The following is a 24,121-nucleotide window of genomic DNA, read 5'->3' as shown; positions in this document are numbered from 1 at the left end:
TGGTAATGCCAGGTGATAACGTTAAACTTGACGTTACCCTGATTGCGCCAATCGCTATGGAAGATGGTTTACGCTTCGCGATTCGTGAAGGTGGCCGTACCGTAGGTGCTGGTGTTGTTTCAAAAATCATCGCTTAAGTGATGTAAATTGAAGAACCCTCGCTTGCGAGGGTTTTTCTTTATAGTTGACATATTATCTAGACACCATTAGAATTGCGCCTCCTTTTATCGGGCGAGGTTCGCCTGGTGGGGAAGGTAACTAAGAGTCTGAGGTCAGAATGCAAAATCAACAAATCCGTATCCGGTTGAAGGCTTTTGACCATCGCCTGATCGATCAATCAACCCAGGAAATCGTGGAAACCGCGAAACGTACTGGTGCTCAGGTGCGTGGTCCTATTCCACTGCCGACCCGTAAAGAGCGTTTTACCGTTCTGGTTTCTCCGCACGTTAATAAAGACGCGCGTGACCAGTACGAGATTCGCACTCATAAGCGCGTGCTGGATATTGTTCAGCCGACTGATAAAACAGTTGATGCGTTAATGAAGCTTGATCTTGCGGCTGGCGTGGAAGTGCAGATCAGCCTCGGCTAAAACCAGGTGGTTTTAGTCGTGTAACGCTCTGCAATGGGCGGCCATAGCGGGTGAAAGCCCCGTACACTCATGAGGTTTTAGACATGACTATAGGTGTAGTCGGTCGTAAATGCGGGATGACCCGTATTTTCACCGAAGAAGGTGTCTCAATTCCGGTGACTGTTATTGAAGTCGAGCCGAATCGAGTCACTCAAGTAAAAAATGAAGAAAGCGATGGTTATCGTGCTGTGCAGGTGACTGTGGGTGAGCGTCGTGCTTCCCGTGTGACTAAAGCACAAGCAGGCCATTTTGCTAAGGCTGGCGTTGCTGCTGGTCGTACAGTATTAGAGTTTCGTCTTGAAGACGGCGAGTATCAGGCAGGTGATGAAGTCTCTGTAGACTTGTTCTCTGCTGGTCAGCTTGTTGACGTGACAGGCCAGTCTAAAGGTAAAGGCTTTGCCGGTACCATTAAGCGCTGGAACTTCGCAGGTCAAGATGCAACTCACGGTAACTCTGTATCTCACCGTGCTCCGGGTTCGATTGGTCAATGTCAAACCCCAGGTCGCGTCTACAAGGGCAAAAAAATGTCCGGTCATATGGGCGCAGAGCGCAAGACCGTGCAGTCCTTGGAAGTCGTGCGTGTCGATGCTGAGCGCAATTTGCTGTTGGTAAAAGGTGCTATTCCTGGTGCTACCGGCGGTAATGTCATTGTGCGTGCAGCGGCGAAGGCTCGCGGTTAAGAGGGGAATGCCGAAATGCAAATTAATGTAAATGGCTCACAGGCAATTGATGTTTGCGAGCGCACCTTTGGCGAAGAGTACAATGAGACTCTGATTCACCAAGCTGTTGTTGCTTACATGGCTGGTGGTCGTCAAGGTACTAAAAAGCAAAAGACACGTTCAGAAGTTTCTGGCGGTGGTAGAAAGCCTTGGCGCCAAAAAGGTACTGGCCGTGCACGTGCTGGTACTATTCGTAGCCCAATCTGGCGTTCAGGTGGTGTAACATTTGCTGCTCGCCCGCAGGATCACTCACAAAAGCTGAATAAGAAGATGTATCGCGCTGCGATGCGTTCTATTCTGTCTGAGTTGGTTCGTCAGGATCGCTTAGTAGTAGTTGAAGATTTTTCTGTTGATGCACCTAAGACTAAAGCTTTGGTTGGTAAGTTAGATACTTTGGGTCTTCAGGACGTTTTGATCGTTTCCGAGAATGTTGAGCAGAATCTGTATCTTGCTGCTCGCAACTTGCCACATGTTGATGTGCGTGATGCTCAAGCTTCTGATCCTGTAAGTCTGATTGCTTACGATAAAGTCTTAATGACTGTGTCTGCAGTTAAGAAATTTGAGGAGATGCTGGGATGAACCAGGAACGCGTATTTAAAGTGCTACTTGGCCCGCACGTCTCCGAAAAGGCTACATTGCTGGCTGATGGTAAGAGCCAGTTCGTTTTTAAAGTTGCAATCGATGCAACTAAGCTGGAAGTCAAAAAGGCTGTTGAAAGCTTATTCGATGTGAAGGTAGCAAGTGTTAATACCCTTAAGTCAAAGGGTAAAACTAAGCGTACTGCACGTGGTTTAGGTCGTCGCAACGACTGGAAGAAGGCTTATATCGCTCTTCAGCCAGGCCAGGATATCGATTTCACCAGCAGTGCTGAGTAAGATAGGGGTGCATCATGGCAATTGTTAAATGCAAACCGACTTCTGCTGGCCGTCGTTTCGTCGTCCGCGTAGTCAACAAGGAGCTTCATAAAGGCGCTCCTTACGCACCACTGCTCGAGAAAAAGTCGAAGACTGGTGGTCGTAACAATAATGGTCGTATTACCACGCGTCATATCGGTGGTGGTCATAAGCAGCATTACCGCTTGGTGGATTTTCGTCGTAACAAAGACGGTATTCCAGCAACTGTAGAGCGTATCGAGTATGATCCTAACCGTACTGCGCACATTGCATTACTGAAGTATGCAGATGGTGAGCGTCGTTATATTTTGGCACCTAAAGGTGTGAGTGCTGGTGAGCAGCTGATGTCTGGTGCACATGCGCCGATTAAAGCAGGTAATAGCTTACCACTGCGTAACATTCCAGTAGGTTCTACAATTCACGGTGTTGAACTTAAGCCAGGTAAGGGTGCTCAAATTGCACGCTCAGCTGGTACTTCAGCGCAGCTTGTAGCTCGCGAAGGTGTGTACGTGACTCTGCGTCTCCGTTCCGGCGAAATGCGTAAAGTACTTGCAGAGTGCCGCGCAACATTGGGCGAAGTTTCGAATCATGAGCACTTCCTCCGCTCGTTAGGTAAAGCAGGTGCTACACGTTGGGCAGGTATTCGTCCTAGCGTTCGTGGTGCTTGTATGAACCCGATTGACCACCCACACGGTGGTGGTGAGGGTCGTACTTCTAGTGGTCGTCACCCGGTTACACCGTGGGGTAAACCAACTAAGGGTGCGAAAACTCGTTCGAACAAGCGTACCGAGAACATGATCGTTCATCGCCGCAAATAATTAGAGGGATACGCAAGTGTCACGTTCTCTTAAGAAAGGTCCTTTTATCGATCTTCACCTTCTAAAGAAGATCGAAGTGGCGGTGGAAAAGAATGATCGCAAGCCAGTGAAAACTTGGTCGCGTCGTTCAATGATTCTGCCGCAAATGGTGGGTTTAACCATTGCAGTTCATAACGGTCGTCAACATGTTCCAGTTCTAGTGAGCGAAGACATGGTTGGCCATAAACTCGGCGAATTCTCTGCTACTCGTACCTATCGTGGTCACGTAGCGGATAAGAAAGGCAGACGCTAAGGAGTCAGTAAGATGGAAGTAGCAGCTAAGTTATCAGGCGCTAACCTTTCCGCTCAGAAAGCTCGCTTGGTCGCAGACCAAATTCGCGGGATGAAAGTGGGCGAAGCGCTGAACTTATTGAACTTCAGCAGCAAAAAGGCTGCAGGAATCATGAAGAAAGTGTTGGAGTCTGCGATTGCTAACGCTGAACATAACGAAGGTGCTGATATCGATGATTTAGTCGTATCTACAGTTTTCGTTAACGAAGGTCGTTCGCTAAAGCGCATCATGCCTCGAGCCAAAGGCCGAGCTGATCGCATCGTCAAGCGGTCTTGCCATATCACTGTCAAGGTTGCCGACAAGTAACGGAGTTGATCAGATGGGTCAGAAAGTACATCCCATTGGCATACGCCTGGGAATAGTCAAAGAACACACGTCTGTTTGGTATGCAGACCGCAAAAACTATGCGGATTATCTGAATGCTGACTTAGAAGTGCGTGCGTATCTTTTAGACAAATTAAAAAACGCGTCCGTTAGTCGTGTCGACATTGCTCGCCCGGCTCAAACAGCACGTATCACTATCCACACCGCGCGTCCCGGTATTGTTATCGGTAAGAAAGGTGAGGATGTTGAAAAATTACGTCAGGACCTGACCAAGAAAATGGGTGTGCCTGTGCACATCAATATCGAAGAGATCCGTAAACCGGAGCTTGACGGTATGCTAGTAGCACAGAGCGTTGCTCAGCAGCTGGAGCGTCGTGTGATGTTCCGTCGCGCTATGAAGCGCGCGGTACAGAACGCAATGCGTCTTGGTGCCAAGGGCATCAAAATCCAAGTAAGTGGTCGTCTTGGTGGTGCTGAAATCGCACGTACCGAATGGTATCGCGAAGGTCGTGTGCCGTTGCACACACTGCGCGCTGATATCGATTACGCAAACTACGAAGCTCACACGACTTATGGTGTGATCGGTGTTAAGGTTTGGATCTTCAAGGGCGAGGTCATCGGTGGCCAGCGTGAAGAACTAAAACCAACCGCACCCGCGCCTCGTAGAAAAGCTGCACGTTAAGGAGTACGCAAAATGTTACAACCAAAGCGTACGAAGTTCCGCAAGACGATGACAGGCCACAACCGTGGTCTGGCACAGCGCGGTAGCAAAGTGAGCTTCGGCGAATACGGTCTTAAAGCTGTATCCCGTGGCCGCCTCACAGCACGCCAGATTGAGTCAGCACGTCGTGCTTTGACTCGTCACGTAAAACGTGGTGGTAAAATCTGGATTCGTGTGTTCCCAGACAAACCTATTACCAAAAAGCCTCTAGAAGTACGTATGGGTAAAGGTAAGGGTTCTGTTGAGTACTGGGTTTGCCAAATTCAACCTGGCAAAGTTCTGTACGAAATCGAGGGTGTTTCAGAAGAGTTGGCGCGTGAGGCTTTTGCCTTGGCAGCAGCTAAACTTCCTGTCGCTACATCCTTTGTTAAGCGGACGGTGATGTGATGAAAGCTACCGAACTTCGTGAAAAATCAGTAGAGCAGCTGAACGAGCAATTGCTTGACCTGCTCCGTGACCAGTTTAACTTGCGTATGCAAAAATCAACTGGCCAATTGACGCAGTCTCACCTGCTGTCGCAAGTGAAGCGTGATATTGCACGCGTAAAGACTGTGCTCAAGCAGCAGAAGGCAGGTAATTAATCATGGCTGAAGCTCAGAAAACTGTCCGTACGTTAACAGGTGTTGTTGTTAGCGATAAGATGGACAAAACAATCACCGTATTAATTGAGCGTCGCGTTAAGCACCCGATTTACGGTAAATATGTTAAGCGTTCGACTAAACTACACGCGCATGACGAAACTAACCAATGCCGTACTGGCGACAAGGTCACTATCAGTGAAACCCGTCCGCTGGCTAAGACTAAGTCTTGGGCACTGGTTGATGTCGTTGAGCGTGTGGAAGTGGTCTAAGGGCCTAGGGTCGGAGAAATTTTATGATTCAGACTCAATCTATGCTCGACGTCGCTGATAACAGTGGCGCACGTCGTGTAATGTGTATCAAGGTCCTTGGCGGTTCACACCGCCGCTATGCCGGTATCGGTGACATTATTAAAGTCACTGTTAAGGAAGCAATTCCGCGCGGTAAAGTGAAAAAAGGCCAAGTAATGACTGCTGTGGTTGTACGTACCCGTTTTGGTGTGCGTCGCCCAGATGGTTCAATCATTCGCTTCGATGGTAATGCTGCTGTTCTTCTGAACACCAAGCATGAGCCGATCGGAACTCGTATCTTCGGGCCAGTGACCCGCGAACTTCGTAACGATAAGTTTATGAAGATCGTGTCACTTGCGCCTGAAGTGCTTTAAGGAGTAGCCGTCATGCAAAAGATTCGTCGTAACGACGAGGTCATCGTCATTGCCGGCAAGGATAAAGGCAAGCGCGGTACCGTCCAGAGAGTTCTGGACGACAACCGCGTGGTTGTGAGCGGCATCAATATGATGAAGCGTCATACCAAGCCTAATCCGATGTCCGGAGTTCAGGGCGGTATCGTCGAGAAGGAAGCACCGCTAAATGCTTCTAACGTGGCTATTTTCAATGCTGAAACCAATAAAGCAGATCGCGTTGGTTTTAAAGTTGAGGATGGCAAGAAAATTCGTGTCTTCAAGTCAACTAATAAACCAGTTGAAGCTTGAGGCTGCTAGGTAGATCACCATGGCACGACTGAAAGAAATATATCGGAACGAAATCGTTCAAAAGCTGAAGGAAGAACTTCAGCTAGAGAACGTTATGGAAGTTCCGCGTGTAACGAAAATTACACTGAATATGGGTCTTGGCGAAGCTGTTACTGATAAAAAAGTGATTGAGCACGCTGTTGCAGACCTTGAAAAAATCACAGGCCAAAAGCCAGTGGTAACCTATGCGCGCAAATCTATTGCGGGTTTTAAAATCCGTGAAGACTGGCCGATTGGGGTTAAAGTTACTCTGCGTAACGAAATTATGTATGAGTTCTTGGATCGTTTGCTTTCGATTTCCTTGCCTCGTGTACGTGACTTCCGTGGTTTGAACGCCAAGTCATTTGATGGTCGCGGTAACTACAGCATGGGTGTTAAAGAGCAAATCATTTTCCCGGAAATTGATTACGATAAGATCGATGCGCTTCGCGGTTTGGACATCACTTTGACCACTACTGCGCGTAACGATGAAGAAGGCCGTGCTTTATTGCGTGCTTTCAACTTCCCTTTCCGTAACTGAGGTTTAGCACATGGCTAAGAAAGGCATGATCAACCGTGAGCTCAAAAGAGCGCGCACGGTAGCGAAGTACGCTGAAAAGCGTGCAGCGCTAAAAGCTATCATTGCCAATCCGACTTCTAGCGACGAAGAACGCTGGGAAGCTCAGGTTGCATTGCAGAAACAACCGCGTGATGCAAGTGCTGCACGTCAGCGTAATCGCTGCCGCATCACTGGTCGTCCACACGGTGTGTATCGCAAGTTCGGCTTAAGCCGTATCAAATTGCGTGAAGCTGCTATGCGTGGCGATGTACCAGGTTTGGTTAAGTCCAGCTGGTAATAAAATATTTGGCATTTAACTCTGTTATTTGCTTAAATTACGAATCAAGCCCCTCTGGGGCTTGATTCGTTTGTGCTTTATCAATTAGAATGTCCGGCTCGCAGAGTCTTTATGTCTAATTGTTTTGCGATAGCGGCCAGTTGGCCTTTTTAATTATGTATCAGGAGATACAAGCCCATGAGTATGCAGGACCCGTTGTCAGATATGCTGACTCGAATCCGTAATGCCCAGATGGCTGAAAAGTCTGTTGTAACTATGCCTTCTTCAACTTTGAAGAAAGCGGTAGCTAACGTTCTTAAGGACGAAGGTTACATTGCAGATTTTCAGATCAGTAGTGATGTTAAGCCGCTGTTGACCATCGAATTGAAATATTTCGAAGGCCGCCCGGTCATTGAAGAAATTAAACGTGTTAGTCGCCCTGGTTTGCGCCAGTATAATGCGGCTAATGATCTGCCAAAGGTTCGTGCAGGTTTAGGTGTTGCAATCGTATCCACCAATAAAGGTGTGATGAGCGATCGTGCTGCACGTGCTGCCGGTATCGGTGGCGAAGTTCTTTGTAGCGTATTCTAAGGGAGTTAAGCATGTCTCGCATTGCTAAGAATCCCGTCACGCTACCAGCCGGTGTTGAGTTCAAACTCGCTGGCCAAGAGCTTTCGGTGAAAGGCGCGAAAGGCGCTTTAGATTTAACAGTACACTCATCAGTTGAAGTGAGCCAAGAAGGTAGCGAAATCCGTTTTGCTGCGCGCAATGGTGATCAGCAGTCAAAAGCTATGGCCGGTACTACCCGTGCTTTAGTGAACAACATGGTGACTGGTGTGAGCCAGGGTTTTGAGCGTAAATTGCAACTTGTTGGTGTGGGCTATCGTGCTCAAGCTAAAGGTTCAGTTTTGTCTCTGGCGCTCGGTTTCTCACATCCTGTTGAGTACGAATTGCCTGAAGGCGTGACGGCTGAAACGCCAAGCGCTACCGATATCATTATTCGTGGTATCGATAAGCAAGTTCTGGGTCAGGTGGCTGCTGAGATTCGTCAGTACCGTCGTCCAGAGCCTTATAAAGGTAAAGGTGTGCGCTACGCTGAAGAAGTGGTGCGCCGCAAAGAAGCTAAGAAGAAGTAGGGCTAGCAAATGAACGACAAGAAAGTTTCAAGACTGCGTCGCTCTCGCAAAGCACGTTTGAAGATGAACGAGTTACAGATGACTCGTCTATGCGTGTTTCGCTCTTCGCAGCATATGTATGCCCAGGTCATTTCGGCCGACGGCAGCAAAGTATTAGTTTCGGCTTCTACTTTGGACCCACAACTGCGCGATGGAGCTACAGGTAACATCGAAGCAGCCAAAAAAGTAGGCCAGCTGGTCGCCGAGCGTGCGAAAGCCGCTGGAGTTGCCAAAGTGGCTTTTGACCGTTCTGGCTTCAAGTACCATGGTCGTGTGAAAGCACTGGCTGATGCTGCTCGTGAAGGCGGGCTGGAGTTTTAAGTTATGGCAAATCACGATCAAAAACGCGATAACCGCGGCGATAGCCGTGATGAGGGCTACATCGAGAAATTGGTGCAAGTCAACCGTGTTGCTAAAACCGTTAAAGGTGGTCGTATTTTCACCTTCACAGCACTGAGTGTTGTTGGTGATGGTAAAGGCCGCGTAGGCTTTGGCCGCGGTAAGTCACGCGAAGTTCCAGCGGCGATTCAAAAAGCTATGGAAGCAGCGCGCCGCAATATGATTCAAGTTGATTTAAATGGTGTAACTTTACAGTACCCAATTAAATCTGTGCATGGCGCTTCACGCGTATTCATGCAGCCTGCGTCAGAAGGTACTGGTGTAATTGCCGGTGGTGCAATGCGTGCGGTTCTAGAGGTTGCAGGTGTTCAGGACGTACTAGCTAAGTGCTACGGTTCTACTAACCCAGTTAACGTTGTATACGCAACGTTTAAAGGTTTGAAGGCTATGCAATCACCTGATTCAGTTGCTGCTAAGCGTGGCAAAAGTGTCGAGGAGATTCTGTAACCATGTCTCAAGCAACCGTTAAAGTGACTCTTGTTAAGAGCACGATCGGCCGTTTGGCTAATCATAAGGCTTGCGTACGTGGCTTAGGTCTACGTCGCATTGGTCACACCGTAGAAGTACTGGATACCCCAGAAAACCGCGGCATGATCAACACAGCTTATTACTTGTTAAAAGTGGAGGGCTAATCCATGCAACTGAACGATTTATGTTCTGCACCAGGTGCCCGTCGCAACAAGCTTCGTGTTGGCCGTGGTATTGGTAGTGGCTTAGGAAAAACAGCGGGTCGTGGTCACAAAGGTTTGACCTCGCGCTCTGGTGGTAAAGTTGCACCAGGTTTTGAGGGTGGTCAACAGCCGCTTTCAGTACGTCTGCCTAAGTTTGGTTTCACTTCACGTAAAGCTATGGATCGTGCAGAGGTTCGTACTTCTGAACTGGCCAAAGTAGATGGTGATGTGGTATCAGTGCAGTCTTTAAAAGATGCCAATATCATTGGTTTGCATGTAAAGCGCGTTAAAGTCATGTTGTCTGGTGACGTTACTCGCGCTGTTACTTTGCAGGGCATTAAGGTCACCAAGGGTGCCCGTAGTGCTATCGAAGCAGCTGGCGGAAAAATCGAGGAATAAATGGCTAAGCAAGGTTCTCTCTCTGCAATGGGTGGTGGCGGCGGTTTGTCGGAATTATGGGCACGCTTACGTTTCCTATTCATGGCAATCGTTGTCTATCGTATCGGTGCGCACATTCCTGTCCCAGGAATCAACCCTGATCGACTCGCAGACCTGTTTCGACAGAATGAGGGAACCATTCTCAGCCTGTTCAACATGTTCTCAGGTGGTGCGCTCGAGCGGATGAGTATCTTCGCGCTTGGTATCATGCCGTATATTTCGGCTTCGATTATCATGCAGTTGATGACCGCAGTGAGCCCTCATCTGGAACAGTTGAAAAAAGAAGGTGAATCTGGGCGTCGTAAGATAAGCCAGTACACCCGATATGGCACCTTATTATTGGCTTTTGTTCAAGCGATCGGTATGTCCGTCGGATTGGCGAGTCAAGGTGTAGCTTTTGCAACTGACTTTAACTTCTATTTCGTTGCTATCACTACTTTTGTAGCGGGTGCAATGTTCATGATGTGGTTGGGTGAGCAAATTACTGAGCGCGGTGTAGGTAACGGCATTTCAATGCTGATTTTTGCCGGTATCGTAGCGGGTTTACCTGCAGCAATTGGTCAGTCTTTCGAGTCTGCCCGTCAAGGTGATATCAATATTTTTGCCTTAATTGCTATTGGTATGCTTGCAGTTGCAATCATTGGGTTTGTGGTCTTTATTGAGCGTGGTCAGCGTCGTATTGCGGTGCATTATGCTAAGCGTCAACAAGGTCGCAAAGTTTTTGCTGCGCAAACGAGTCACCTCCCTCTTAAAGTGAATATGGCGGGTGTAATTCCTGCTATTTTCGCAAGCAGTATCTTGTTGTTCCCAGCGTCTCTTGGCCAGTGGTTTGGTCAATCAGAGAGCATGGCGTGGCTTGCAGATGTTTCGCAAGCGCTAGCACCAGGACAACCGTTAAATATTTTGTTGTTTAGTGCAGGGATTATTTTCTTCTGTTTTTTCTATACAGCATTAATGTTTAACCCTAAAGATGTTGCTGAAAACCTCAAGAAATCCGGTGCTTTTATTCCGGGTATCCGTCCGGGTGAGCAGTCAGCGCGCTACATTGATGGTGTGTTAACTCGCTTAACTTCGTTTGGTGCCTTGTACATGACGGCTGTATGTTTGCTACCTCAGTTCTTGGTGGTTGCTGCAAATGTGCCGTTTTATCTCGGCGGGACCTCGCTGCTGATTGTTGTTGTGGTTGTAATGGACTTCATGTCTCAAGTACAATCACACCTCGTTTCTAACCAGTACGATTCCCTGATGAAAAAATCCAACCTTAAGAACTATGGTGGTGGCAGTGGACTACTGCGCTAAAAGTTCTTTAGGCTAAAGGAGTTAGTGATGAAAGTTCGTGCATCGGTGAAAAAACTTTGCCGCAACTGCAAGATCGTACGTCGCGAAGGTGTTATTCGCGTGATCTGCAAGGCGGAACCACGTCACAAACAGCGCCAAGGCTGATTGTGTAGTGTCATGTACCGGGCAGCTAGTGCGCTGTTCGGTTGAATATAGTAATACAGCATTGGTTCTTGCTTTCTATCTTGGCTTCCTGAAAGTAAGTCGCTGTCAATTGGAGTTACACTGAATGGCCCGTATTGCAGGCGTTAACATTCCGGATAACAAACATACTGTTATCTCGCTGACCTATATCTATGGTATTGGTCGGACAACTGCGCAAAAGATTTGCGAAGCAACTGGTGTAAACCCAGCTGCGAAAATTAAAGATCTCTCTGATGAGCAGGTCGAGCAGTTGCGTGGCGAAGTCGCTAAACTTCATACAGAAGGTGATCTACGTCGCGAAATCAACATGAACATCAAGCGCTTGATGGATCTAGGTTGCTACCGTGGTTTACGCCATCGTCGTAGCTTGCCTCTCCGTGGTCAGCGTACCAAAACCAACGCGCGCACCCGTAAAGGCCCACGCAAGCCGATCCGTAAGTAATCGCATTGGTTCTAGATAGGAATTTGATTAATGGCTAAAGCAGCTGCTCGTCCTCGTAAAAAAGTTAGAAAGACGGTTGTAGATGGCATCGCCCATATACATGCATCTTTCAACAATACAATTGTTACAATCACAGACCGTCAAGGTAATGCTCTATCATGGGCAACCTCAGGTGGTTCTGGCTTCCGCGGTTCGCGTAAAAGCACACCATTTGCTGCGCAGGTTGCAGCAGAGCGTGCTGGTCAAGCGGCTCTGGAATATGGTTTGAAAAACCTAGAAGTAAACGTCAAGGGCCCTGGTCCTGGTCGTGAATCAGCAGTCCGTGCCTTAAATGGTTGCGGTTACAAAATCGCAAGCATCACCGACGTGACGCCCATCCCACATAATGGATGCCGTCCGCCGAAAAAGCGCCGCGTGTAAATTAGGAGACAGTAAGAAATGGCTCGTTACATTGGTCCGAAATGCAAGCTGTCCCGTCGTGAAGGCACAGATCTCTTTTTGAAGAGTGGTTCACGCGCGATTGAATCTAAATGCAATATTGAAACCGCACCTGGCCAGCATGGTCAGCGTCGCACTCGTTTATCCGAGTACGGTACTCAGCTACGTGAAAAGCAAAAAGTTCGTCGTATGTACGGTGTTCTTGAGCGTCAATTCGCTAGCTATTATAAAGAAGCAGCGCGCCGTAAAGGTGCAACTGGTGAAAACCTGCTGCAGCTTTTAGAGTCACGCTTGGATAACGTTGTTTATCGTATGGGCTTTGGCTCTACACGTGCAGAGTCACGTCAGTTGGTATCGCACAAGTCGATCACTATCAATGGCAAGACTGTAAACGTTCCTTCATATCAGGTTCAGCCTGGTGATGTTGTTGCGGTGCGTGAAAAGTCCAAAAACCAATTACGTATTTCCCAGGCTCTCGAACTGTGCACCCAACGTGGTCGCGTCGAGTGGGTTGATGTAGATGCAGAGAAAAAGTCAGGTGTGTTCAAAAACATTCCTGAGCGCAGTGATCTGTCAGCCGACATCAACGAAAGCCTGATTGTCGAGCTCTACTCCAAGTAAGGGCTAGAAAATAGGTGTATCCATGCAGATTTCGGTAAATGAGTTCCTGACCCCCCGTCAAATTAACGTTGACATGGTCAGTCCGACCCGTGCCAAAATCACGCTCGAACCTCTCGAGCGTGGTTTTGGACACACTTTGGGCAACGCGCTACGGCGTATATTGTTGTCTTCAATGCCTGGTTGTGCAGTTGTCGAAGTCGAAATCGACGGCGTATTGCATGAATACAGTGCTATTGAAGGGGTTCAAGAAGACGTCATTGAGATCCTTCTTAACCTTAAAGGCCTTGCAGTTGTTATGCATGGTCGTGACGAAGCCACGCTGACTCTCAGCAAAAAAGGGCCGGGCGTGGTGACTGCTGCCGATATTAAGCTGGATCATGATGTGGAAATCGTCAATGGCGACCACGTGATTGCTAATCTGGCTGATAAGGGCGAGTTAAATATGAAGCTACGTATTGCACGTGGCCGTGGTTACGAATCAGCTGATTCTCGCTTTAGCGATGAAGATGAAAGCCGTAGCATCGGTCGTTTGCAAATCGACGCCTTATTTAGTCCTGTCCGTCGTGTAGCTTACGTGGTGGAAAACGCCCGTGTTGAGCAGCGTACTAACTTGGATAAATTGATCATCGATCTTGAAACCAATGGTACTCTTGATCCAGAAGAAGCGATTCGTCGTAGTGCAACAATTCTGCAACATCAGCTTGCAGCTTTCGTTGATCTTCAAGGTGAAGCAGAAGTCGTTGAAGAAGAAGAGGAAGATGAGATTGATCCAATCTTATTGCGTCCTGTTGATGATCTTGAGTTGACCGTGCGTTCGGCTAACTGTCTCAAGGCAGAAAGCATTTACTATATTGGTGATCTGATTCAGCGCACCGAAGTAGAATTGCTGAAAACACCGAACTTGGGTAAAAAGTCCCTGACTGAAATCAAGGACGTTTTAGCCTCGCGTGGTTTGTCCCTCGGTATGCGCCTCGATAACTGGCCGCCGGCAAGTTTGAAGAAAGACGATAAGGCTACGGCCTGATCGCCATTATCACTGAACCTGAGAGTTTGGTAAGGAATTGAATCATGCGTCATCGTAAAAGTGGCCGTCACCTAAGCCGTACCAGCGCCCACCGCAAGGCTATGTTTCAAAACATGGCAGTGTCGCTGTTCGAGCATGAACTGATTAAGACTACATTGCCTAAAGCTAAAGAACTGCGCCGCGTTGCTGAGCCGTTAATTACTTTAGCTAAAGAAGATAGCGTTGCTAACCGTCGTTTAGCATTTGACCGCACTCGCTCGAAAGAAGCGGTTGGTAAATTGTTTAACGATTTAGGTAAGCGTTATGCAACTCGTCAGGGCGGATACCTGCGCATTCTAAAATGCGGATACCGTGCTGGCGATAACGCACCTATGGCTTATGTTGAACTGGTTGACCGTCCGGTTGCTGGTGAAGTAGAAGCCGCAGAGTAAGTTGTAGTACAGTTCAAAAAAACCGAGCCCAGTGCTCGGTTTTTTTGTTTGTGAGCAATGATAGTAAATGTATATGAGCTTAGTGGGCTTAATTGATTAGTCAGTTTTTCTTTGTTCGGTTAATCTGTCACTGTGAGTCCCTACTTGATAGCACAGGAAATAATTATGACCGATAAGCCAAAATTAACTTCCGTTTCCGGATGTCCGATCGCCAACAACCAAGACAGCCTAACCGCAGGCCCGCGCGGGCCGATGTTGTTACAGGATGTGTGGTTCTTAGAGAAACTGGCCCACTTTGATCGTGAAGTGATTCCTGAACGGCGGATGCACGCGAAAGGCTCAGGGGCCTTTGGTAGCTTTACCGTGACCCACGACATTACTCAGTACACCAAAGCCGCGCTATTTAGCGAAGTGGGCAAGCAAACCGATATGTTTGTACGTTTCTCCACGGTGGCCGGTGAGCGCGGTGCCGCTGATGCTGAGCGCGATATTCGCGGCTTTGCCATGCGTTTTTACACCGAGCAAGGCAACTGGGATTTAGTAGGCAACAACACCCCAGTGTTCTTCTTCCGTGATCCTTTAAAATTCCCCGATCTGAACCACGCGGTTAAGCGTGATCCGCGCACCAATATGCGCAGCCCAACCAATAACTGGGATTTCTGGACCGGACTCCCTGAAGCGTTGCACCAAGTAACGATCTTGATGAGTGATCGCGGTATCCCCGCATCCTATCGCCATATGCACGGCTTTGGCTCGCACACCTTTAGCTTTATTAATGCTGATAATGAGCGTTACTGGGTGAAGTTCCACTTTAAAACCCAGCAGGGCATTAAGAACCTCACCGACCAAGAAGCAGCAGAGTTGGTGGGCCGTGACCGTGAAAGCTCGCAGCGTGACTTATATGAAGCCATTGAGAAGGGTGACTTCCCGCGCTGGACCATGTACGTACAAATCATGCCAGAAACCGATGCGGCGAAAGTGCCTTATCATCCTTTTGATCTCACCAAAATTTGGCCAAAAGGCGATTATCCACTGATTGAAGTGGGTTACTTTGAACTCAATAAAAACCCAGAAAACTACTTTGCCGATGTTGAGCAAGCGGCCTTTAACCCAGCGCATATTGTGCCGGGTGTTGGCTTCTCGCCAGACCGCATGCTGCAAGGTCGTTTATTCTCCTATGGTGATGCCCAGCGTTACCGCTTAGGGGTTAACCATTATCAGATTCCGGTGAATACGCCTCGCTGCCCATTCCACACCTACCACCGTGACGGCGCCATGCGTGTTGATGGCAACCAAGGCAGTCGCTTGCATTACGAACCCAACAGTCAGGGTGAGTGGCAAGAACAGCCGGACTTCTCAGAGCCACCATTGGCCCTTGAAGGTGCTGCGGACCGTTTTGATTATTGGGAAGACGAGCCGGATTACTTCACCCAAGCCGGTGATTTATTCCGCCTAATGACCCCCGAACAGCAGCAAGTGCTGTTTGACAATACCGCGCGCAATATGACGGGTGTGCCCGATGCGATTAAGCAGAAGCACGCCTACCATTGTCAGCAGGCTGACCCTGCTTACGGTGAAGGGGTAGCTAAGGCGTTAGGCGTCGAGCTGCCAAAATAAGCGGTAAAAACATCTCGCAATGTGTCACAAAACAGGCCCCTTAATGGGGCCTGTTTTGTTGTGAGCATTTGTTGTATGGCTAGTGCGCAACAGTTGTTGAACTAAACGTTAGATTCAGTTGGGAGTCTAGGCAGCAAACAGCAGTAACGCAGATATGTCCAGCACAGCGCAGTTGTTTAGATTGTGCTGGAGACCTGAATTGTTAAAGCTCCCAAACGAGGTTAATGGCGGCATGTCGGCCAGGTTGACTGGCTCGCGCTAGGCCTGGGTCAGTACTGCTGAGTCCTTGCACGTTGTTCCAATGCCAATAGCGTTTGTCAGTTAAATTGAAGAGACCTGCGTTCACCGAGAAGTGCTCATCAATGTGCCACCAGCCATTTAAATCCAATGTGCCATAACCTGAAGTGGCGTATTGATTGTTGGTTTGTGTTTTATCGATACGCTGTTTGGCAGCCACTAAGGTCCAGCTTAAATCACCACCAAATTGTCCATTGGGCTGGCGATAAGCCAAACTGAATACCCCTTTAAGGGGATCGATGCTATTGAGGGCCTCGCCGCTGCTTTCATCTTTGCCCCGTGCGTAAGCAATATGCCCAAGGGTGCTCCAACCATCAGCAAAACCTAAGGCGTCTAAGAACAGCTCACCTTTAACCTCTGCCCCACGAATGTTCACGCGATCTTTGTTGATGTATTGAAACTCACCGAACGGGTAGCCGGGTTTACTTGAAGGCCGACTGACTTGCTCAATAAAGTCGTCATATTGATTGTAAAATAACGCCGCACTGAAGTTACCAACACTGTAGCGACCGCGCAGTCCTAGCTCGAAACTGTCACTGGTTTCAGCTTTTAGGTCGGTATTCGACAGGGTGCGATACATGCCGGGATTTTCGAACTCGCCAAAAATCTCCACGGCCTGCGGGGCGCGATATCCAGCGGCGTATTGGCCATACACGCTGTGCTGGTCATTCACTTGATAGGTAATACCTAATTTGGGTGAAACAGTGGAGTCGCGGTAATTACTGGGGTTGCTGTCTACGGCGTTACTGTTGAGGTAATTGCCCGTGACATGGGGTTCCATCTTGTAGTAGTCGTAGCGCAGCCCAGGTAGCAGTGTCCAGCGGCCCAGTTGAATTTGATCTTGAATAAAAAGGGCATATTCGCTGGTGGTTGGATCGGGAAAATCGCTGGTGGGCAATGCTGCTTTAACCATCCCTGAGCTGAGTAGGGTGTCACTGCCGGCACGTAAATTTGAGCTTTTAGTGCGCTTAATATCAATGCCATAGGTCAATTGGTGCTGACTGGAACCCAGCATAAAAGCTTTATTGAGCATGCTATTAAAGGCCCACAGTTTTTCTTGGTAATCTGAATCGCGCACGCGGCTTTGTGCTTGACCTGCAGCAAAGCGACTTTCGTAGGTCCGTTGACGGGTTTTACTGTCTTGATAGGTTAATTGGCTGTTAATTCGATCAGCAAACACACTGTCAAAGGTCAGTGTATGAGCCAGCGAGTAGCGCTCACGATCCACGCTGTCTTTAGCATTTTGACTGTGGGTGGTGGCACCAAAGCTGGATATGCCGTAATTACTCTTCACCTTGCTGTCGGTGTCGTCAGCAAACTTTTCATAGGTCAACTGCAAACGCTGCTGTTCGCTGAGATCCCAGCCCAGCTTAGTTAATAAATTATCGCGAGTGTAGTCCTGCGGGTTGGCTTTGGTACGTTGTGCGCCGTTGCCGCCGTGCTTGCCATGACTGGCACTGGCATGTCCTGTGCGTCGGCCGAGATGCAGCAGTGCATCCATATTGGTATAGCGGGCAGCCGCTGTACCACTGCGTAACCAGCTGTCATCAGCGCCGTCATAACCGGTTTTCAAGCGCAGATACACATCATCACCTGCCTCTAAATAATCGCCAGCATCTTTAGTGATAAAACTGACTGCTCCGCCAATGGCATCGCTGCCGTATAAGGAACTGGCGGGGCCGCGAATAATTTCCACTTGTTTAACCGTGTCCAAATCAACGTAATCACGCCGTGCATTTAAAAAACCGCCAAAAGCAAAACTGTCAGCCACATTGACGCCATCAACTTGGGTGAGCACCCGATTGCCGCCAATCCCACGAATGGTAAAGCCATCAAGTCCAAAGCGACTGTTACCACCGGACACCGAAACGCCCGGTTCGTAGCGGATCAAATCTTGGATATTTTTAATGTTTTGCTGATCAATTTGCCGCTCATCATGCACCGATACAGTGCTGGGTACGTCGCTGAGCTTCTGTTCGCTACGGGTGGTGGTAACAGTAATGGCATCAAAGCGCGTGGCAGGTTTTTCGGCGGCTATAGCTGCAGCATTGCCCATAAGTAAAGCAATGAGTACAGGTTTTAGTTTGGCCGGTGGATAGCTGGGCATAACAACTCCTCGTCGTATTTTTTAAGCAACTGAGTGAAATAGTTAATGTTTTTTAGTGCGTTGCTAAGAAGCCTGACGAACTCTAAATGAGGTTGACTATCAAATGCAAATGATTCTTAATAGCATCCATGTCGATGGATGGTTGATATATGTCAAGAGTGTTTTTTTACATAACGTTGTCGGTGGCAGTGCATGTTGTTGCTCTGCTGCCGTGGCGAGCAGGCGCGTCTTTTAGCGCGCCAGCGATGTCAGCAGAACAGCTTGAGCGGCGAGTTTTAGCAGCGCCTCAGCTGGTCACTAAGCCAGCAGCACGCGCTGTGCAGCCTGTAAAACCGTCCGTTGTGGAAAAAAAGATAACGTCAGAGGTGAAGCACGAACTGCAGGTAAAGCCACAAGCAAAGTCAGGCTCACTGCCAAAGCCAAAGCCAAAGCCAAAGCCGCCAGCAAAACCGGTGGTGCAACAGGCAGCGAGTAAAGCAGTGAAAAATGCCGTGGCTAAGACACAAGAACTTGAGGCGCGGCAGCCATCCTCTGCCGTAGCGCCAGAACAGTCACAGCGCAACGACGAGCAGCAGAGAACCAGCAAAATGTTTGCTACACAGCAGCCTAGTTCAGCAAAAGCTACAGAGCAGCCCGTGGGTCAAGAAGTGCTGAGCAAGCAACCGCGTTTTGCCAGCACACCGGCTGCACCAGTGTATCCAGCACAAGCCCGTCGTCGCCAACAGCAAGGCACCGTTTGGTTAGATGTGCGTCTGGATGCCCGTGGCCAGTTGCTTGAGTTGCAGTTGCTGCATTCTTCTGGTGTGAAAAGTTTGGATCAGGCGGCGCTAGCCGCGGTGAAGAAGTGGCAGTTTTTGCCAGAGCAACAAGGTGGGATTGGTGTACCCAGTCGGGTGCATATACCCATTGAATTTGCCTTTACGGCAACACGTTAAACACAAAGAAAAGGTGATGACATGAATACGATGGCAATGGGTCAAACAGCAGTAACTGGTTTAAATGAGTTTCAAGGGCACGACTTATACGTGGCCTTGCAAGTGTTGCGTAACGAGCAGCCACGGCTAAGGGCCCGTGATGCTGCAACGCAGTTGTCGGTATCCGAAGCAGAATTGTTGGCCTGTCGAGTGGGCGAAGATGCTTTGCGCCTGCGCACCAACTGGCCAGAGCTATTACCGGAGCTGTTAACCCTCGGTGAAGTCATGGTGCTGACCCGTAATGAACACTGCGTGCATGAGCGCCATGGTTATTATCGAGAAACCACCATTACTCCCAATGGCAAGATGGGCTTGGTGGTGTCGCCGGATATTGATCTGCGGTTGTTTTTAAGTGGTTGGCGCAGTGCCTATGCACTCAGTGAAGAGACAAAGCGCGGTATCCAGCGCAGTGTGCAGTTTTTTGATGGGCAGGGCAGCGCAGTGCATAAGGTTTTTTTAACAGATAACAGCGACCTTGCGGCGTGGCATGCATTGGTTGAACGTTTTGCTGCGGCTGAGCAAACATCTGCATTGACGGTTGAAGCTGCACCCCAAAAAACCGCCGAGCTACCTGATGAGCAAATTAACGTGGCTGTTTTGCGTGAACGTTGGGCAGCACTAAAAGATACCCATCACTTTTTCTCGCTACTGAAAAAAGTCCAGGCGACCCGCACCCAAGCTCTACGTTTGGCGGGTCGTAAGTGGGCTGAGCCGCTGTCAGTGGACAGCTTACCGCAGCTGTTTGAGCAGGCCAGTGCACAGCAACTGCCCATAATGGTGTTTGTTGGTAATGACCACTGCGTGCAAATCCACAGTGGCACAGTGACCAACCTGCGCTGGGTCGGTGACTGGTTTAACGTATTGGATCCGGAGTTCAGCCTGCATTTAAAAGCCCATGCCATCGCACAACTGTGGCGGGTTCGTAAACCCACCACGGATGGCGTGATCACCAGTTGGGAGGCCTACGATGCGCAAGGCGAGTTGATTGTGCAACTGTATGGTGTACGCAAACCCGGGATTCCCGAGTGTGCTAAATGGCGTGCGTTGGCTGAGAGCTTTTCTGCCTTGACGGCGACGGAGGCTTAAGATGCCAGCTTGGTTTATCAGTATGGGGCCGCTGGGTTGGCCCCTTGCGCTGTGTTCTTTGTTGGCGTTGGCACTGTTATTGGAACGCTTGAGTGTGTTTTTACAGCTGCAGCCCATCAGTGAAAAAACCTTGCACAGCAGTGCCGCAGTCTGCCGTGATTGCAGTATCCAGTCGTGCGGTAAACGCCCCAGTGGCTGGCGTTATGGTTTAGCGCTGCTTGAACGGCATGGCAGTTTACCGGCAGAGCAACGTGAAGAAGTTCTCGGGTGCTGGCTGCAAGAAGAACGCAACCGTCTCAATCGGCATTTGCGTGTTTTGCAAATGGTCGGCGTGTTGGCACCCATGCTGGGCTTGCTCGGCACAGTGCTGGGCATGGTCACCATGTTTGCAGGCATTGCTGAGCAAAACGGCCCTGTAACCCCAGCGCTGCTGGCCGATGGTTTATGGCAAGCCTTATACACCACCGTTTGGGGCATGTTGATTGCTATTCCAGCGTTGGCGGCAGGGCAGGGCTTTAGCTTTTGGGCTGAGCGCTACTTGGAACGGGTGCAAATGTTACTTAACCGTTGTCATTTAGCTTTTAACGGTTTGGACTTGAGTTTGGCTGAGACTGTGCAGAGCGCTCCAGTTATGCAATGGAGAGCATCATGATTCGTCTGCCGCAAGCGGGTGTGCCATCGGCAAGTTTATTGCCTGATTTAACCCCGCTGCTGGATGTCATCTTTATTGTTTTAGTGTTTTTCTTGCTGACCGCGCAGCAACCCTTATTGGAGCTGCCGCTGGACTTACCAAAAAGTGCTAGTGCGCCCAGTGCAGCAGAGCACACCGTTGAGCGGACGGTGATTATGTTGGATGAGCATGGCGCCTGGCGCTTTGCTGGACAGCCCCAAGCTGACTTCAACACATTACGCGCTGTGCTTGAGCAGCAGCCGCCGGACGCGGTGGATTTGGCGTTGCACCAACAAGCACCCTTAGAGCAGTTTTTACAACTTTTAGCAGTGCTGCAAACACTGGGCATTGATGACACCCAAATACTTATGGAGGCACAAGGTGAAAACGCGCATTAAGACTTTAATAATGTTGCTGGTGATGCACAGCAGTGCAGGGTCGGCTGTGGCTGCTGAGCCTGCCGTACAGCGGGTGATCAGTGCCGGTGGCTCGATTTCCGAATGGCTGGTGGCGGTGGGTGGCGAAGCGCACTTAGTGGGGGTGGACACCACCAGTTTACATCCAGCCCGTTTGCAGGATTTACCCAGCGTGGGCTATCAACGTCAGCTTGCGGCGGAGGGGGTTCTCACTTTACAGCCGCAGCTTCTAATTGGCAGTGCAGAGATGGGGCCGCCTCCGGTGCTGGAACAGCTGCGCGGGGCAGGGGTGCACATTGAAATAGTGCCAGTGGATGCCAATCTGCATGCTGTGCAGCAGACGGTGCGGCGTATCGGTCAGGTATTGCAGCGAGAGCAACAAGCCGAGCACCTGCTGGACGATTTTCAACAGGCGATGACCCTGCAACAGCAGAAATTAAAACAGCTGCAAAGTGCTGCGCCCCGAGTATTGCTGGTGTTTAGTGCGGGCCATGGTAACCCACTGACCGCTGGCGGCAACACAGTGGGCGACTGGTTAATCAAACAGGCTGGCGGCGAAAATCTAGCCCGCCACCAAGGTTTTAAAGCGTTGTCTGATGAGTCAGTATTGGCGCTTAACCCGCAGATTATTATTGTTGCCGACCGGCACAATAAAGGCCTTAAGGCTTTATCCGATGTGCTATCCAGTACACCTGCTATGCAGCATACCGACGCCTTTAAAAATCAGCGCATTATTGCCATTGACCCAACCATTTTGGTAGGCGGTTTAGGGCCACGTATGCCTGAGCAAGTTGCGCAGTTAATCGAAGTCTTTCACCCGCAGCTGCACACTGTGGCAGAACATACTGTGGCTAAAAAATAATTAAATTATTTGCCGTGAGTGCAGCAAATTTGGGCCGTGCAGCTTGCAGTCATTGCGCATCAGTTGCGCTTTAAGCAGTCTTGGCGTGGGTCGGGAACCCTGTGTGGATTGCCAAGGATAGCTGTGCATAGGCTGTGGTATGGCAAATTATAGGCAATAAAAATGATAGGTACTTATGTTGAAGTCCAACTCTAGACTCTTTGTCTTGCTCGGGATGTTGTTAGCGCTGGCGCTGGTTTTGTCGTTGGCATTAGGCCCAGTCAGCATTGCGCTGCAAAATATAGCCAATGTGCTGTGGCGCAGTCTGGGTTTTACTGTGGTCAGCACCCCAGCCTTAGAACAAGCACAATTGATTATCAGCCAAGTGAGACTACCACGGGCGCTGCTCGGGCTGTCGGTGGGCGCAGTTTTGGCTTTATCCGGTGTGGCCATGCAGGGCTTGTTTCGCAATCCGCTCGCTGACCCAGGCTTGATTGGGGTGTCCAGCGGTGCAGCCTTAGGTGCAGCAGTGGCCATTGTCGGCGGCGCTTTATTGGGTGGTATTGATGAGGCGTGGAGTCCTTATATTTTATCCCTATGCGCCTTTGCCGGCGGTTTAGTGATTACTGCTTTAGTGTACCGTTTAGGGCGGCGTGATGGGCAAACCCATGTGGCCACTATGCTGCTCGCCGGTATTGCTTTGGCCGCTTTGGCCGGAGCTGCGATTGGTTTATTTACCTATCTAGCCGATGACGCCACTTTGCGTACCTTAACCTTTTGGAACTTGGGCAGTTTAAACGGTGCCAGCTATGCACGGCTGTGGCCGTTATTATTAATCACTATGGCGGTGGCGCTGTGGTTGCCACGGCGTGCTAAAGCATTAAATGCGTTGCTGTTAGGCGAGTCAGAAGCACGGCATTTAGGTTTTGCGGTGGAAAAGCTGAAGCGTGAGCTAGTGTTTTGCACAGCACTGGGGGTAGGCGCCGCAGTGGCTGCGGCGGGCATGATTGGTTTTATTGGCTTGGTGGTGCCGCATGTGCTGCGCTTAGCGGTTGGCCCGGATCATCGTGTGTTGTTACCTGCTGCGGCGTTAGTGGGTGCCAGTTTATTGTTATTTGCCGACTTAGCAGCGCGCTTGACCCTTGCCCCTGCTGAGTTGCCCATCGGGATTGTTACGGCATTAATTGGTGCACCTTTTTTCTTATATTTACTGCTTAAGAGCCGTTTTTGATGGGCATATGTCTTAACTGCTAATGCCCATAGGCAACTGTTTAATGAGCACCGAGAGTACTGTTGGAGAATCAATTTTGATATTACAAACACGTCAGTTAGCAGTGCAGCGGGGCGCTTGCACTGTGTTAAGCAACGTTAATTTGGAGCTGCAAGCAGGACAGGTAACTGGCGTGTTAGGCGCTAATGGTGCCGGTAAAAGTACCTTGTTATCGGCCTTGTGCGGTGAGTTACCGGTGGCGGCGGGGGAGGTGTTATTGCATGGACGGCCATTGGCTGATTGGCCCGACCTAGAGCGGGCCCAGTACTTAGCAGTGTTGCCACAGCATTCGACTCTTAATTTTGGCTTTCATGTTGAAGAAGTAGTTGGCATGGGCCGCTTGCCGTATTCCACTGGGCGGCAGGTGGATGCGCAAATTGTCCAGGCTGCACTGATAGCTGCCGACAGCGAACACTTGCTAGGCCGTAGCTATTTACAGCTGTCCGGTGGTGAACGTCAGCGGGTACACTTGGCTCGGGTGCTCGCGCAATTATGGCCCGGTGGTGCAGGGCAAGTGTTGTTGCTGGATGAACCCACCTCGATGCTCGACCCCTTGCACCAGCACAGTATTTTACAAGCGGTACGTGCTTTCGCTGACCAAGGTGGCGCTGTGCTGGTGATTGTGCATGACCTTAATCTAGCGGCGCGCTACTGTGACGACTTAATGTTATTAAATAAGGGCCTTGTGTTTTCTTCAGGTTCACCGGAACAGGTTTTGCGTTCTGAAGTATTACAGCAGGTGTTTGGTTTAGAAGTCTTAGTACAAAAGCATCCGGAGCGTAATCATCCGTTGATCATAGCAAGGTAGCACAGAGATTCAGGGTGTTAGCTCAGGACGTTTATTTTCATAGAGTGCAAGGTGAAT

At 49.6% G+C, this 24,121-nt stretch carries 38 protein-coding genes; 37 read left to right on the top strand and 1 reads right to left on the bottom strand.

All coding sequences use genetic code 11. From position 1 onward, the window contains the following. From TOI97_RS07230 to TOI97_RS07085, 30 genes are all read left to right on the top strand, one after another. A partial coding sequence (locus TOI97_RS07230; protein ID WP_456077548.1) for an EF-Tu C-terminal domain-related protein occupies positions 1–137 on the top strand: 137 nt, incomplete at its 5' end. Between the two features lie 140 nt (positions 138–277). Then, positions 278–589 (top strand): 30S ribosomal protein S10, encoded by a 312-nt coding sequence (rpsJ, locus tag TOI97_RS07225; protein ID WP_003186070.1) that lies wholly within the window; start codon positions 278–280, stop codon positions 587–589. A gap of 83 nt (positions 590–672) precedes the next feature. After that, entirely contained in the window at positions 673–1,308 is a 636-nt protein-coding gene (rplC, locus tag TOI97_RS07220; RefSeq protein WP_321553447.1) for a 50S ribosomal protein L3, read from the top strand. Between the two features lie 15 nt (positions 1,309–1,323). Then, positions 1,324–1,926: a 50S ribosomal protein L4 gene (rplD, locus tag TOI97_RS07215; RefSeq protein WP_321553446.1), complete on the top strand. Its 603-nt coding sequence runs from the start codon at positions 1,324–1,326 to the stop codon at positions 1,924–1,926. Continuing rightward, on the top strand, positions 1,923–2,222 hold the full coding sequence (rplW, locus tag TOI97_RS07210; RefSeq protein WP_321553445.1) for a 50S ribosomal protein L23: 300 nt from the start codon (positions 1,923–1,925) through the stop codon (positions 2,220–2,222). The genes rplD and rplW overlap by 4 nt, the downstream gene beginning before the upstream one ends. A gap of 14 nt (positions 2,223–2,236) precedes the next feature. Continuing rightward, positions 2,237–3,058 carry a 50S ribosomal protein L2 gene (rplB, locus tag TOI97_RS07205; protein WP_321553444.1) on the top strand — a complete coding sequence of 274 codons (822 nt, stop codon included), beginning with the start codon at positions 2,237–2,239 and terminating at the stop codon, positions 3,056–3,058. Between the two features lie 16 nt (positions 3,059–3,074). Further along, the gene (gene rpsS, locus TOI97_RS07200; RefSeq protein ID WP_321553443.1) at positions 3,075–3,350 is read left to right on the top strand and encodes a 30S ribosomal protein S19; all 276 of its coding nucleotides are present in this window, start codon (positions 3,075–3,077) and stop codon (positions 3,348–3,350) included. A gap of 12 nt (positions 3,351–3,362) precedes the next feature. Continuing rightward, positions 3,363–3,695: a 50S ribosomal protein L22 gene (gene rplV / locus TOI97_RS07195; protein WP_321553442.1), complete on the top strand. Its 333-nt coding sequence runs from the start codon at positions 3,363–3,365 to the stop codon at positions 3,693–3,695. A gap of 13 nt (positions 3,696–3,708) precedes the next feature. Further along, entirely contained in the window at positions 3,709–4,395 is a 687-nt protein-coding gene (rpsC, locus tag TOI97_RS07190) for a 30S ribosomal protein S3 (protein ID WP_321553441.1), read from the top strand. A gap of 12 nt (positions 4,396–4,407) precedes the next feature. Continuing rightward, positions 4,408–4,821: a 50S ribosomal protein L16 gene (gene rplP, locus TOI97_RS07185; protein ID WP_321553440.1), complete on the top strand. Its 414-nt coding sequence runs from the start codon at positions 4,408–4,410 to the stop codon at positions 4,819–4,821. Continuing rightward, the gene (gene rpmC / locus TOI97_RS07180; protein WP_321553453.1) at positions 4,821–5,015 is read left to right on the top strand and encodes a 50S ribosomal protein L29; all 195 of its coding nucleotides are present in this window, start codon (positions 4,821–4,823) and stop codon (positions 5,013–5,015) included. Before rplP ends, rpmC begins: the two co-directional genes overlap by 1 nt. 2 nt (positions 5,016–5,017) lie before the next feature. After that, the gene (gene rpsQ, locus TOI97_RS07175; RefSeq protein WP_321553439.1) at positions 5,018–5,284 is read left to right on the top strand and encodes a 30S ribosomal protein S17; all 267 of its coding nucleotides are present in this window, start codon (positions 5,018–5,020) and stop codon (positions 5,282–5,284) included. A 23-nt stretch (positions 5,285–5,307) separates the two neighbouring features. Continuing rightward, on the top strand, positions 5,308–5,676 hold the full coding sequence (gene rplN / locus TOI97_RS07170) for a 50S ribosomal protein L14 (RefSeq protein WP_321553438.1): 369 nt from the start codon (positions 5,308–5,310) through the stop codon (positions 5,674–5,676). Positions 5,677–5,688: 12 nt separating this feature from the next. Further along, on the top strand, positions 5,689–6,003 hold the full coding sequence (rplX, locus tag TOI97_RS07165) for a 50S ribosomal protein L24 (RefSeq protein ID WP_321553437.1): 315 nt from the start codon (positions 5,689–5,691) through the stop codon (positions 6,001–6,003). A 19-nt stretch (positions 6,004–6,022) separates the two neighbouring features. Next, positions 6,023–6,562, top strand: coding sequence for a 50S ribosomal protein L5 (gene rplE / locus TOI97_RS07160; RefSeq protein WP_321553436.1), 540 nt, complete (start codon positions 6,023–6,025; stop codon positions 6,560–6,562). 10 nt (positions 6,563–6,572) lie between these two features. Further along, positions 6,573–6,878 (top strand): 30S ribosomal protein S14, encoded by a 306-nt coding sequence (rpsN, locus tag TOI97_RS07155; protein WP_321553435.1) that lies wholly within the window; start codon positions 6,573–6,575, stop codon positions 6,876–6,878. 177 nt (positions 6,879–7,055) lie between these two features. After that, entirely contained in the window at positions 7,056–7,448 is a 393-nt protein-coding gene (gene rpsH, locus TOI97_RS07150) for a 30S ribosomal protein S8 (protein WP_321553434.1), read from the top strand. Positions 7,449–7,459: 11 nt separating this feature from the next. Further along, on the top strand, positions 7,460–7,993 hold the full coding sequence (gene rplF / locus TOI97_RS07145) for a 50S ribosomal protein L6 (protein ID WP_321553433.1): 534 nt from the start codon (positions 7,460–7,462) through the stop codon (positions 7,991–7,993). Positions 7,994–8,002: 9 nt separating this feature from the next. Further along, the gene (gene rplR / locus TOI97_RS07140; protein WP_321553432.1) at positions 8,003–8,353 is read left to right on the top strand and encodes a 50S ribosomal protein L18; all 351 of its coding nucleotides are present in this window, start codon (positions 8,003–8,005) and stop codon (positions 8,351–8,353) included. Positions 8,354–8,356: 3 nt separating this feature from the next. Further along, on the top strand, positions 8,357–8,878 hold the full coding sequence (gene rpsE, locus TOI97_RS07135; RefSeq protein ID WP_321553431.1) for a 30S ribosomal protein S5: 522 nt from the start codon (positions 8,357–8,359) through the stop codon (positions 8,876–8,878). Positions 8,879–8,880: 2 nt separating this feature from the next. After that, positions 8,881–9,063 (top strand): 50S ribosomal protein L30, encoded by a 183-nt coding sequence (gene rpmD / locus TOI97_RS07130; RefSeq protein WP_321553430.1) that lies wholly within the window; start codon positions 8,881–8,883, stop codon positions 9,061–9,063. Between the two features lie 3 nt (positions 9,064–9,066). Next, positions 9,067–9,501 carry a 50S ribosomal protein L15 gene (rplO, locus tag TOI97_RS07125; protein WP_321553429.1) on the top strand — a complete coding sequence of 145 codons (435 nt, stop codon included), beginning with the start codon at positions 9,067–9,069 and terminating at the stop codon, positions 9,499–9,501. Next, entirely contained in the window at positions 9,502–10,839 is a 1,338-nt protein-coding gene (gene secY / locus TOI97_RS07120; protein ID WP_321553428.1) for a preprotein translocase subunit SecY, read from the top strand. Positions 10,840–10,866: 27 nt separating this feature from the next. Continuing rightward, complete coding sequence (gene rpmJ, locus TOI97_RS07115; RefSeq protein ID WP_151185451.1) at positions 10,867–10,983, top strand: 50S ribosomal protein L36; 117 nt, start codon at positions 10,867–10,869, stop codon at positions 10,981–10,983. Between the two features lie 124 nt (positions 10,984–11,107). After that, positions 11,108–11,464, top strand: coding sequence for a 30S ribosomal protein S13 (gene rpsM, locus TOI97_RS07110; RefSeq protein ID WP_321553427.1), 357 nt, complete (start codon positions 11,108–11,110; stop codon positions 11,462–11,464). A gap of 30 nt (positions 11,465–11,494) precedes the next feature. Beyond that, positions 11,495–11,884 (top strand): 30S ribosomal protein S11, encoded by a 390-nt coding sequence (gene rpsK, locus TOI97_RS07105; RefSeq protein ID WP_321553426.1) that lies wholly within the window; start codon positions 11,495–11,497, stop codon positions 11,882–11,884. Positions 11,885–11,902: 18 nt separating this feature from the next. Next, positions 11,903–12,523, top strand: coding sequence for a 30S ribosomal protein S4 (gene rpsD, locus TOI97_RS07100; RefSeq protein ID WP_321553425.1), 621 nt, complete (start codon positions 11,903–11,905; stop codon positions 12,521–12,523). A gap of 22 nt (positions 12,524–12,545) precedes the next feature. Next, positions 12,546–13,547 (top strand): DNA-directed RNA polymerase subunit alpha, encoded by a 1,002-nt coding sequence (locus TOI97_RS07095; RefSeq protein ID WP_321553424.1) that lies wholly within the window; start codon positions 12,546–12,548, stop codon positions 13,545–13,547. A gap of 44 nt (positions 13,548–13,591) precedes the next feature. Continuing rightward, positions 13,592–13,978: a 50S ribosomal protein L17 gene (gene rplQ, locus TOI97_RS07090; RefSeq protein ID WP_321553423.1), complete on the top strand. Its 387-nt coding sequence runs from the start codon at positions 13,592–13,594 to the stop codon at positions 13,976–13,978. A gap of 165 nt (positions 13,979–14,143) precedes the next feature. Beyond that, complete coding sequence (locus tag TOI97_RS07085; protein WP_321553422.1) at positions 14,144–15,595, top strand: catalase; 1,452 nt, start codon at positions 14,144–14,146, stop codon at positions 15,593–15,595. A 202-nt stretch (positions 15,596–15,797) separates the two neighbouring features. Here TOI97_RS07085 and TOI97_RS07080 read toward each other — a convergent pair whose 3' ends face one another. Further along, on the bottom strand, positions 15,798–17,999 hold the full coding sequence (locus TOI97_RS07080; RefSeq protein WP_321553421.1) for a TonB-dependent hemoglobin/transferrin/lactoferrin family receptor: 2,202 nt from the start codon (positions 17,997–17,999) through the stop codon (positions 15,798–15,800). A gap of 245 nt (positions 18,000–18,244) precedes the next feature. Here TOI97_RS07080 and TOI97_RS07075 point away from each other — a divergent pair, with 245 nt between their 5' ends. From TOI97_RS07075 to TOI97_RS07045, 7 genes are all read left to right on the top strand, one after another. Further along, positions 18,245–18,934: an energy transducer TonB gene (locus TOI97_RS07075; protein ID WP_321553420.1), complete on the top strand. Its 690-nt coding sequence runs from the start codon at positions 18,245–18,247 to the stop codon at positions 18,932–18,934. Positions 18,935–18,964: 30 nt separating this feature from the next. Further along, positions 18,965–20,059: a hemin-degrading factor gene (locus tag TOI97_RS07070; RefSeq protein WP_321553452.1), complete on the top strand. Its 1,095-nt coding sequence runs from the start codon at positions 18,965–18,967 to the stop codon at positions 20,057–20,059. A 1-nt stretch (position 20,060) separates the two neighbouring features. Continuing rightward, positions 20,061–20,711, top strand: a complete 651-nt coding sequence (locus tag TOI97_RS07065; protein ID WP_321553419.1) for a MotA/TolQ/ExbB proton channel family protein — start codon at positions 20,061–20,063, stop codon at positions 20,709–20,711. Beyond that, positions 20,708–21,127 (top strand): ExbD/TolR family protein, encoded by a 420-nt coding sequence (locus TOI97_RS07060; protein WP_321553418.1) that lies wholly within the window; start codon positions 20,708–20,710, stop codon positions 21,125–21,127. Before TOI97_RS07065 ends, TOI97_RS07060 begins: the two co-directional genes overlap by 4 nt. After that, positions 21,111–22,007 carry a heme/hemin ABC transporter substrate-binding protein gene (locus TOI97_RS07055; RefSeq protein ID WP_321553417.1) on the top strand — a complete coding sequence of 299 codons (897 nt, stop codon included), beginning with the start codon at positions 21,111–21,113 and terminating at the stop codon, positions 22,005–22,007. Before TOI97_RS07060 ends, TOI97_RS07055 begins: the two co-directional genes overlap by 17 nt. Before the next feature lie 175 nt (positions 22,008–22,182). Continuing rightward, complete coding sequence (locus tag TOI97_RS07050) at positions 22,183–23,217, top strand: FecCD family ABC transporter permease (RefSeq protein ID WP_321553416.1); 1,035 nt, start codon at positions 22,183–22,185, stop codon at positions 23,215–23,217. 43 nt (positions 23,218–23,260) lie between these two features. Continuing rightward, the gene (locus tag TOI97_RS07045) at positions 23,261–24,064 is read left to right on the top strand and encodes a heme ABC transporter ATP-binding protein (RefSeq protein WP_407651330.1); all 804 of its coding nucleotides are present in this window, start codon (positions 23,261–23,263) and stop codon (positions 24,062–24,064) included. Positions 24,065–24,121: the final 57 nt, after the last annotated feature.

Source organism: Denitrificimonas halotolerans (genome assembly GCF_034259425.1).
Taxonomy (GTDB): domain Bacteria; phylum Pseudomonadota; class Gammaproteobacteria; order Pseudomonadales; family Pseudomonadaceae; genus Denitrificimonas; species Denitrificimonas halotolerans.
The sequence above is the reverse complement of the archived record's forward strand: the minus strand, read 5'-3'. Positions and strand labels throughout refer to the sequence as shown.

Bases quoted from the DNA above. Each gene is read 5' to 3' on its own strand.
- rplQ (WP_321553423.1), top strand. From the start codon at position 13,592: ATGCGTCATCGTAAAAGTGGCCGTCACCTAAGCCGTACCAGCGCCCAC.
- rplC (WP_321553447.1), top strand. From the start codon at position 673: ATGACTATAGGTGTAGTCGGTCGTAAATGCGGGATGACCCGTATTTTC.
- rplD (WP_321553446.1), top strand. From the start codon at position 1,324: ATGCAAATTAATGTAAATGGCTCACAGGCAATTGATGTTTGCGAGCGC.
- TOI97_RS07095 (WP_321553424.1), top strand. From the start codon at position 12,546: ATGCAGATTTCGGTAAATGAGTTCCTGACCCCCCGTCAAATTAACGTT.
- TOI97_RS07045 (WP_407651330.1), top strand. From the start codon at position 23,261: ATGAGCACCGAGAGTACTGTTGGAGAATCAATTTTGATATTACAAACA.
- rpsD (WP_321553425.1), top strand. From the start codon at position 11,903: ATGGCTCGTTACATTGGTCCGAAATGCAAGCTGTCCCGTCGTGAAGGC.
- rpsN (WP_321553435.1), top strand. From the start codon at position 6,573: ATGGCTAAGAAAGGCATGATCAACCGTGAGCTCAAAAGAGCGCGCACG.
- rpsH (WP_321553434.1), top strand. From the start codon at position 7,056: ATGAGTATGCAGGACCCGTTGTCAGATATGCTGACTCGAATCCGTAAT.
- rplE (WP_321553436.1), top strand. From the start codon at position 6,023: ATGGCACGACTGAAAGAAATATATCGGAACGAAATCGTTCAAAAGCTG.
- rpsJ (WP_003186070.1), top strand. From the start codon at position 278: ATGCAAAATCAACAAATCCGTATCCGGTTGAAGGCTTTTGACCATCGC.
- rplW (WP_321553445.1), top strand. From the start codon at position 1,923: ATGAACCAGGAACGCGTATTTAAAGTGCTACTTGGCCCGCACGTCTCC.
- rpmC (WP_321553453.1), top strand. From the start codon at position 4,821: ATGAAAGCTACCGAACTTCGTGAAAAATCAGTAGAGCAGCTGAACGAG.
- rplX (WP_321553437.1), top strand. From the start codon at position 5,689: ATGCAAAAGATTCGTCGTAACGACGAGGTCATCGTCATTGCCGGCAAG.
- rplR (WP_321553432.1), top strand. From the start codon at position 8,003: ATGAACGACAAGAAAGTTTCAAGACTGCGTCGCTCTCGCAAAGCACGT.
- TOI97_RS07080 (WP_321553421.1), bottom strand. From the start codon at position 17,999: ATGCCCAGCTATCCACCGGCCAAACTAAAACCTGTACTCATTGCTTTA.
- TOI97_RS07050 (WP_321553416.1), top strand. From the start codon at position 22,183: ATGTTGAAGTCCAACTCTAGACTCTTTGTCTTGCTCGGGATGTTGTTA.
- rpmJ (WP_151185451.1), top strand. From the start codon at position 10,867: ATGAAAGTTCGTGCATCGGTGAAAAAACTTTGCCGCAACTGCAAGATC.
- rpsC (WP_321553441.1), top strand. From the start codon at position 3,709: ATGGGTCAGAAAGTACATCCCATTGGCATACGCCTGGGAATAGTCAAA.
- TOI97_RS07070 (WP_321553452.1), top strand. From the start codon at position 18,965: ATGGCAATGGGTCAAACAGCAGTAACTGGTTTAAATGAGTTTCAAGGG.
- secY (WP_321553428.1), top strand. From the start codon at position 9,502: ATGGCTAAGCAAGGTTCTCTCTCTGCAATGGGTGGTGGCGGCGGTTTG.
- rplB (WP_321553444.1), top strand. From the start codon at position 2,237: ATGGCAATTGTTAAATGCAAACCGACTTCTGCTGGCCGTCGTTTCGTC.
- rpsK (WP_321553426.1), top strand. From the start codon at position 11,495: ATGGCTAAAGCAGCTGCTCGTCCTCGTAAAAAAGTTAGAAAGACGGTT.
- TOI97_RS07065 (WP_321553419.1), top strand. From the start codon at position 20,061: ATGCCAGCTTGGTTTATCAGTATGGGGCCGCTGGGTTGGCCCCTTGCG.
- TOI97_RS07085 (WP_321553422.1), top strand. From the start codon at position 14,144: ATGACCGATAAGCCAAAATTAACTTCCGTTTCCGGATGTCCGATCGCC.
- TOI97_RS07060 (WP_321553418.1), top strand. From the start codon at position 20,708: ATGATTCGTCTGCCGCAAGCGGGTGTGCCATCGGCAAGTTTATTGCCT.
- TOI97_RS07075 (WP_321553420.1), top strand. From the start codon at position 18,245: ATGTCAGCAGAACAGCTTGAGCGGCGAGTTTTAGCAGCGCCTCAGCTG.
- rpmD (WP_321553430.1), top strand. From the start codon at position 8,881: ATGTCTCAAGCAACCGTTAAAGTGACTCTTGTTAAGAGCACGATCGGC.
- rpsQ (WP_321553439.1), top strand. From the start codon at position 5,018: ATGGCTGAAGCTCAGAAAACTGTCCGTACGTTAACAGGTGTTGTTGTT.
- rplO (WP_321553429.1), top strand. From the start codon at position 9,067: ATGCAACTGAACGATTTATGTTCTGCACCAGGTGCCCGTCGCAACAAG.
- rpsE (WP_321553431.1), top strand. From the start codon at position 8,357: ATGGCAAATCACGATCAAAAACGCGATAACCGCGGCGATAGCCGTGAT.
- rplP (WP_321553440.1), top strand. From the start codon at position 4,408: ATGTTACAACCAAAGCGTACGAAGTTCCGCAAGACGATGACAGGCCAC.
- rplV (WP_321553442.1), top strand. From the start codon at position 3,363: ATGGAAGTAGCAGCTAAGTTATCAGGCGCTAACCTTTCCGCTCAGAAA.
- rplF (WP_321553433.1), top strand. From the start codon at position 7,460: ATGTCTCGCATTGCTAAGAATCCCGTCACGCTACCAGCCGGTGTTGAG.
- rpsM (WP_321553427.1), top strand. From the start codon at position 11,108: ATGGCCCGTATTGCAGGCGTTAACATTCCGGATAACAAACATACTGTT.
- rplN (WP_321553438.1), top strand. From the start codon at position 5,308: ATGATTCAGACTCAATCTATGCTCGACGTCGCTGATAACAGTGGCGCA.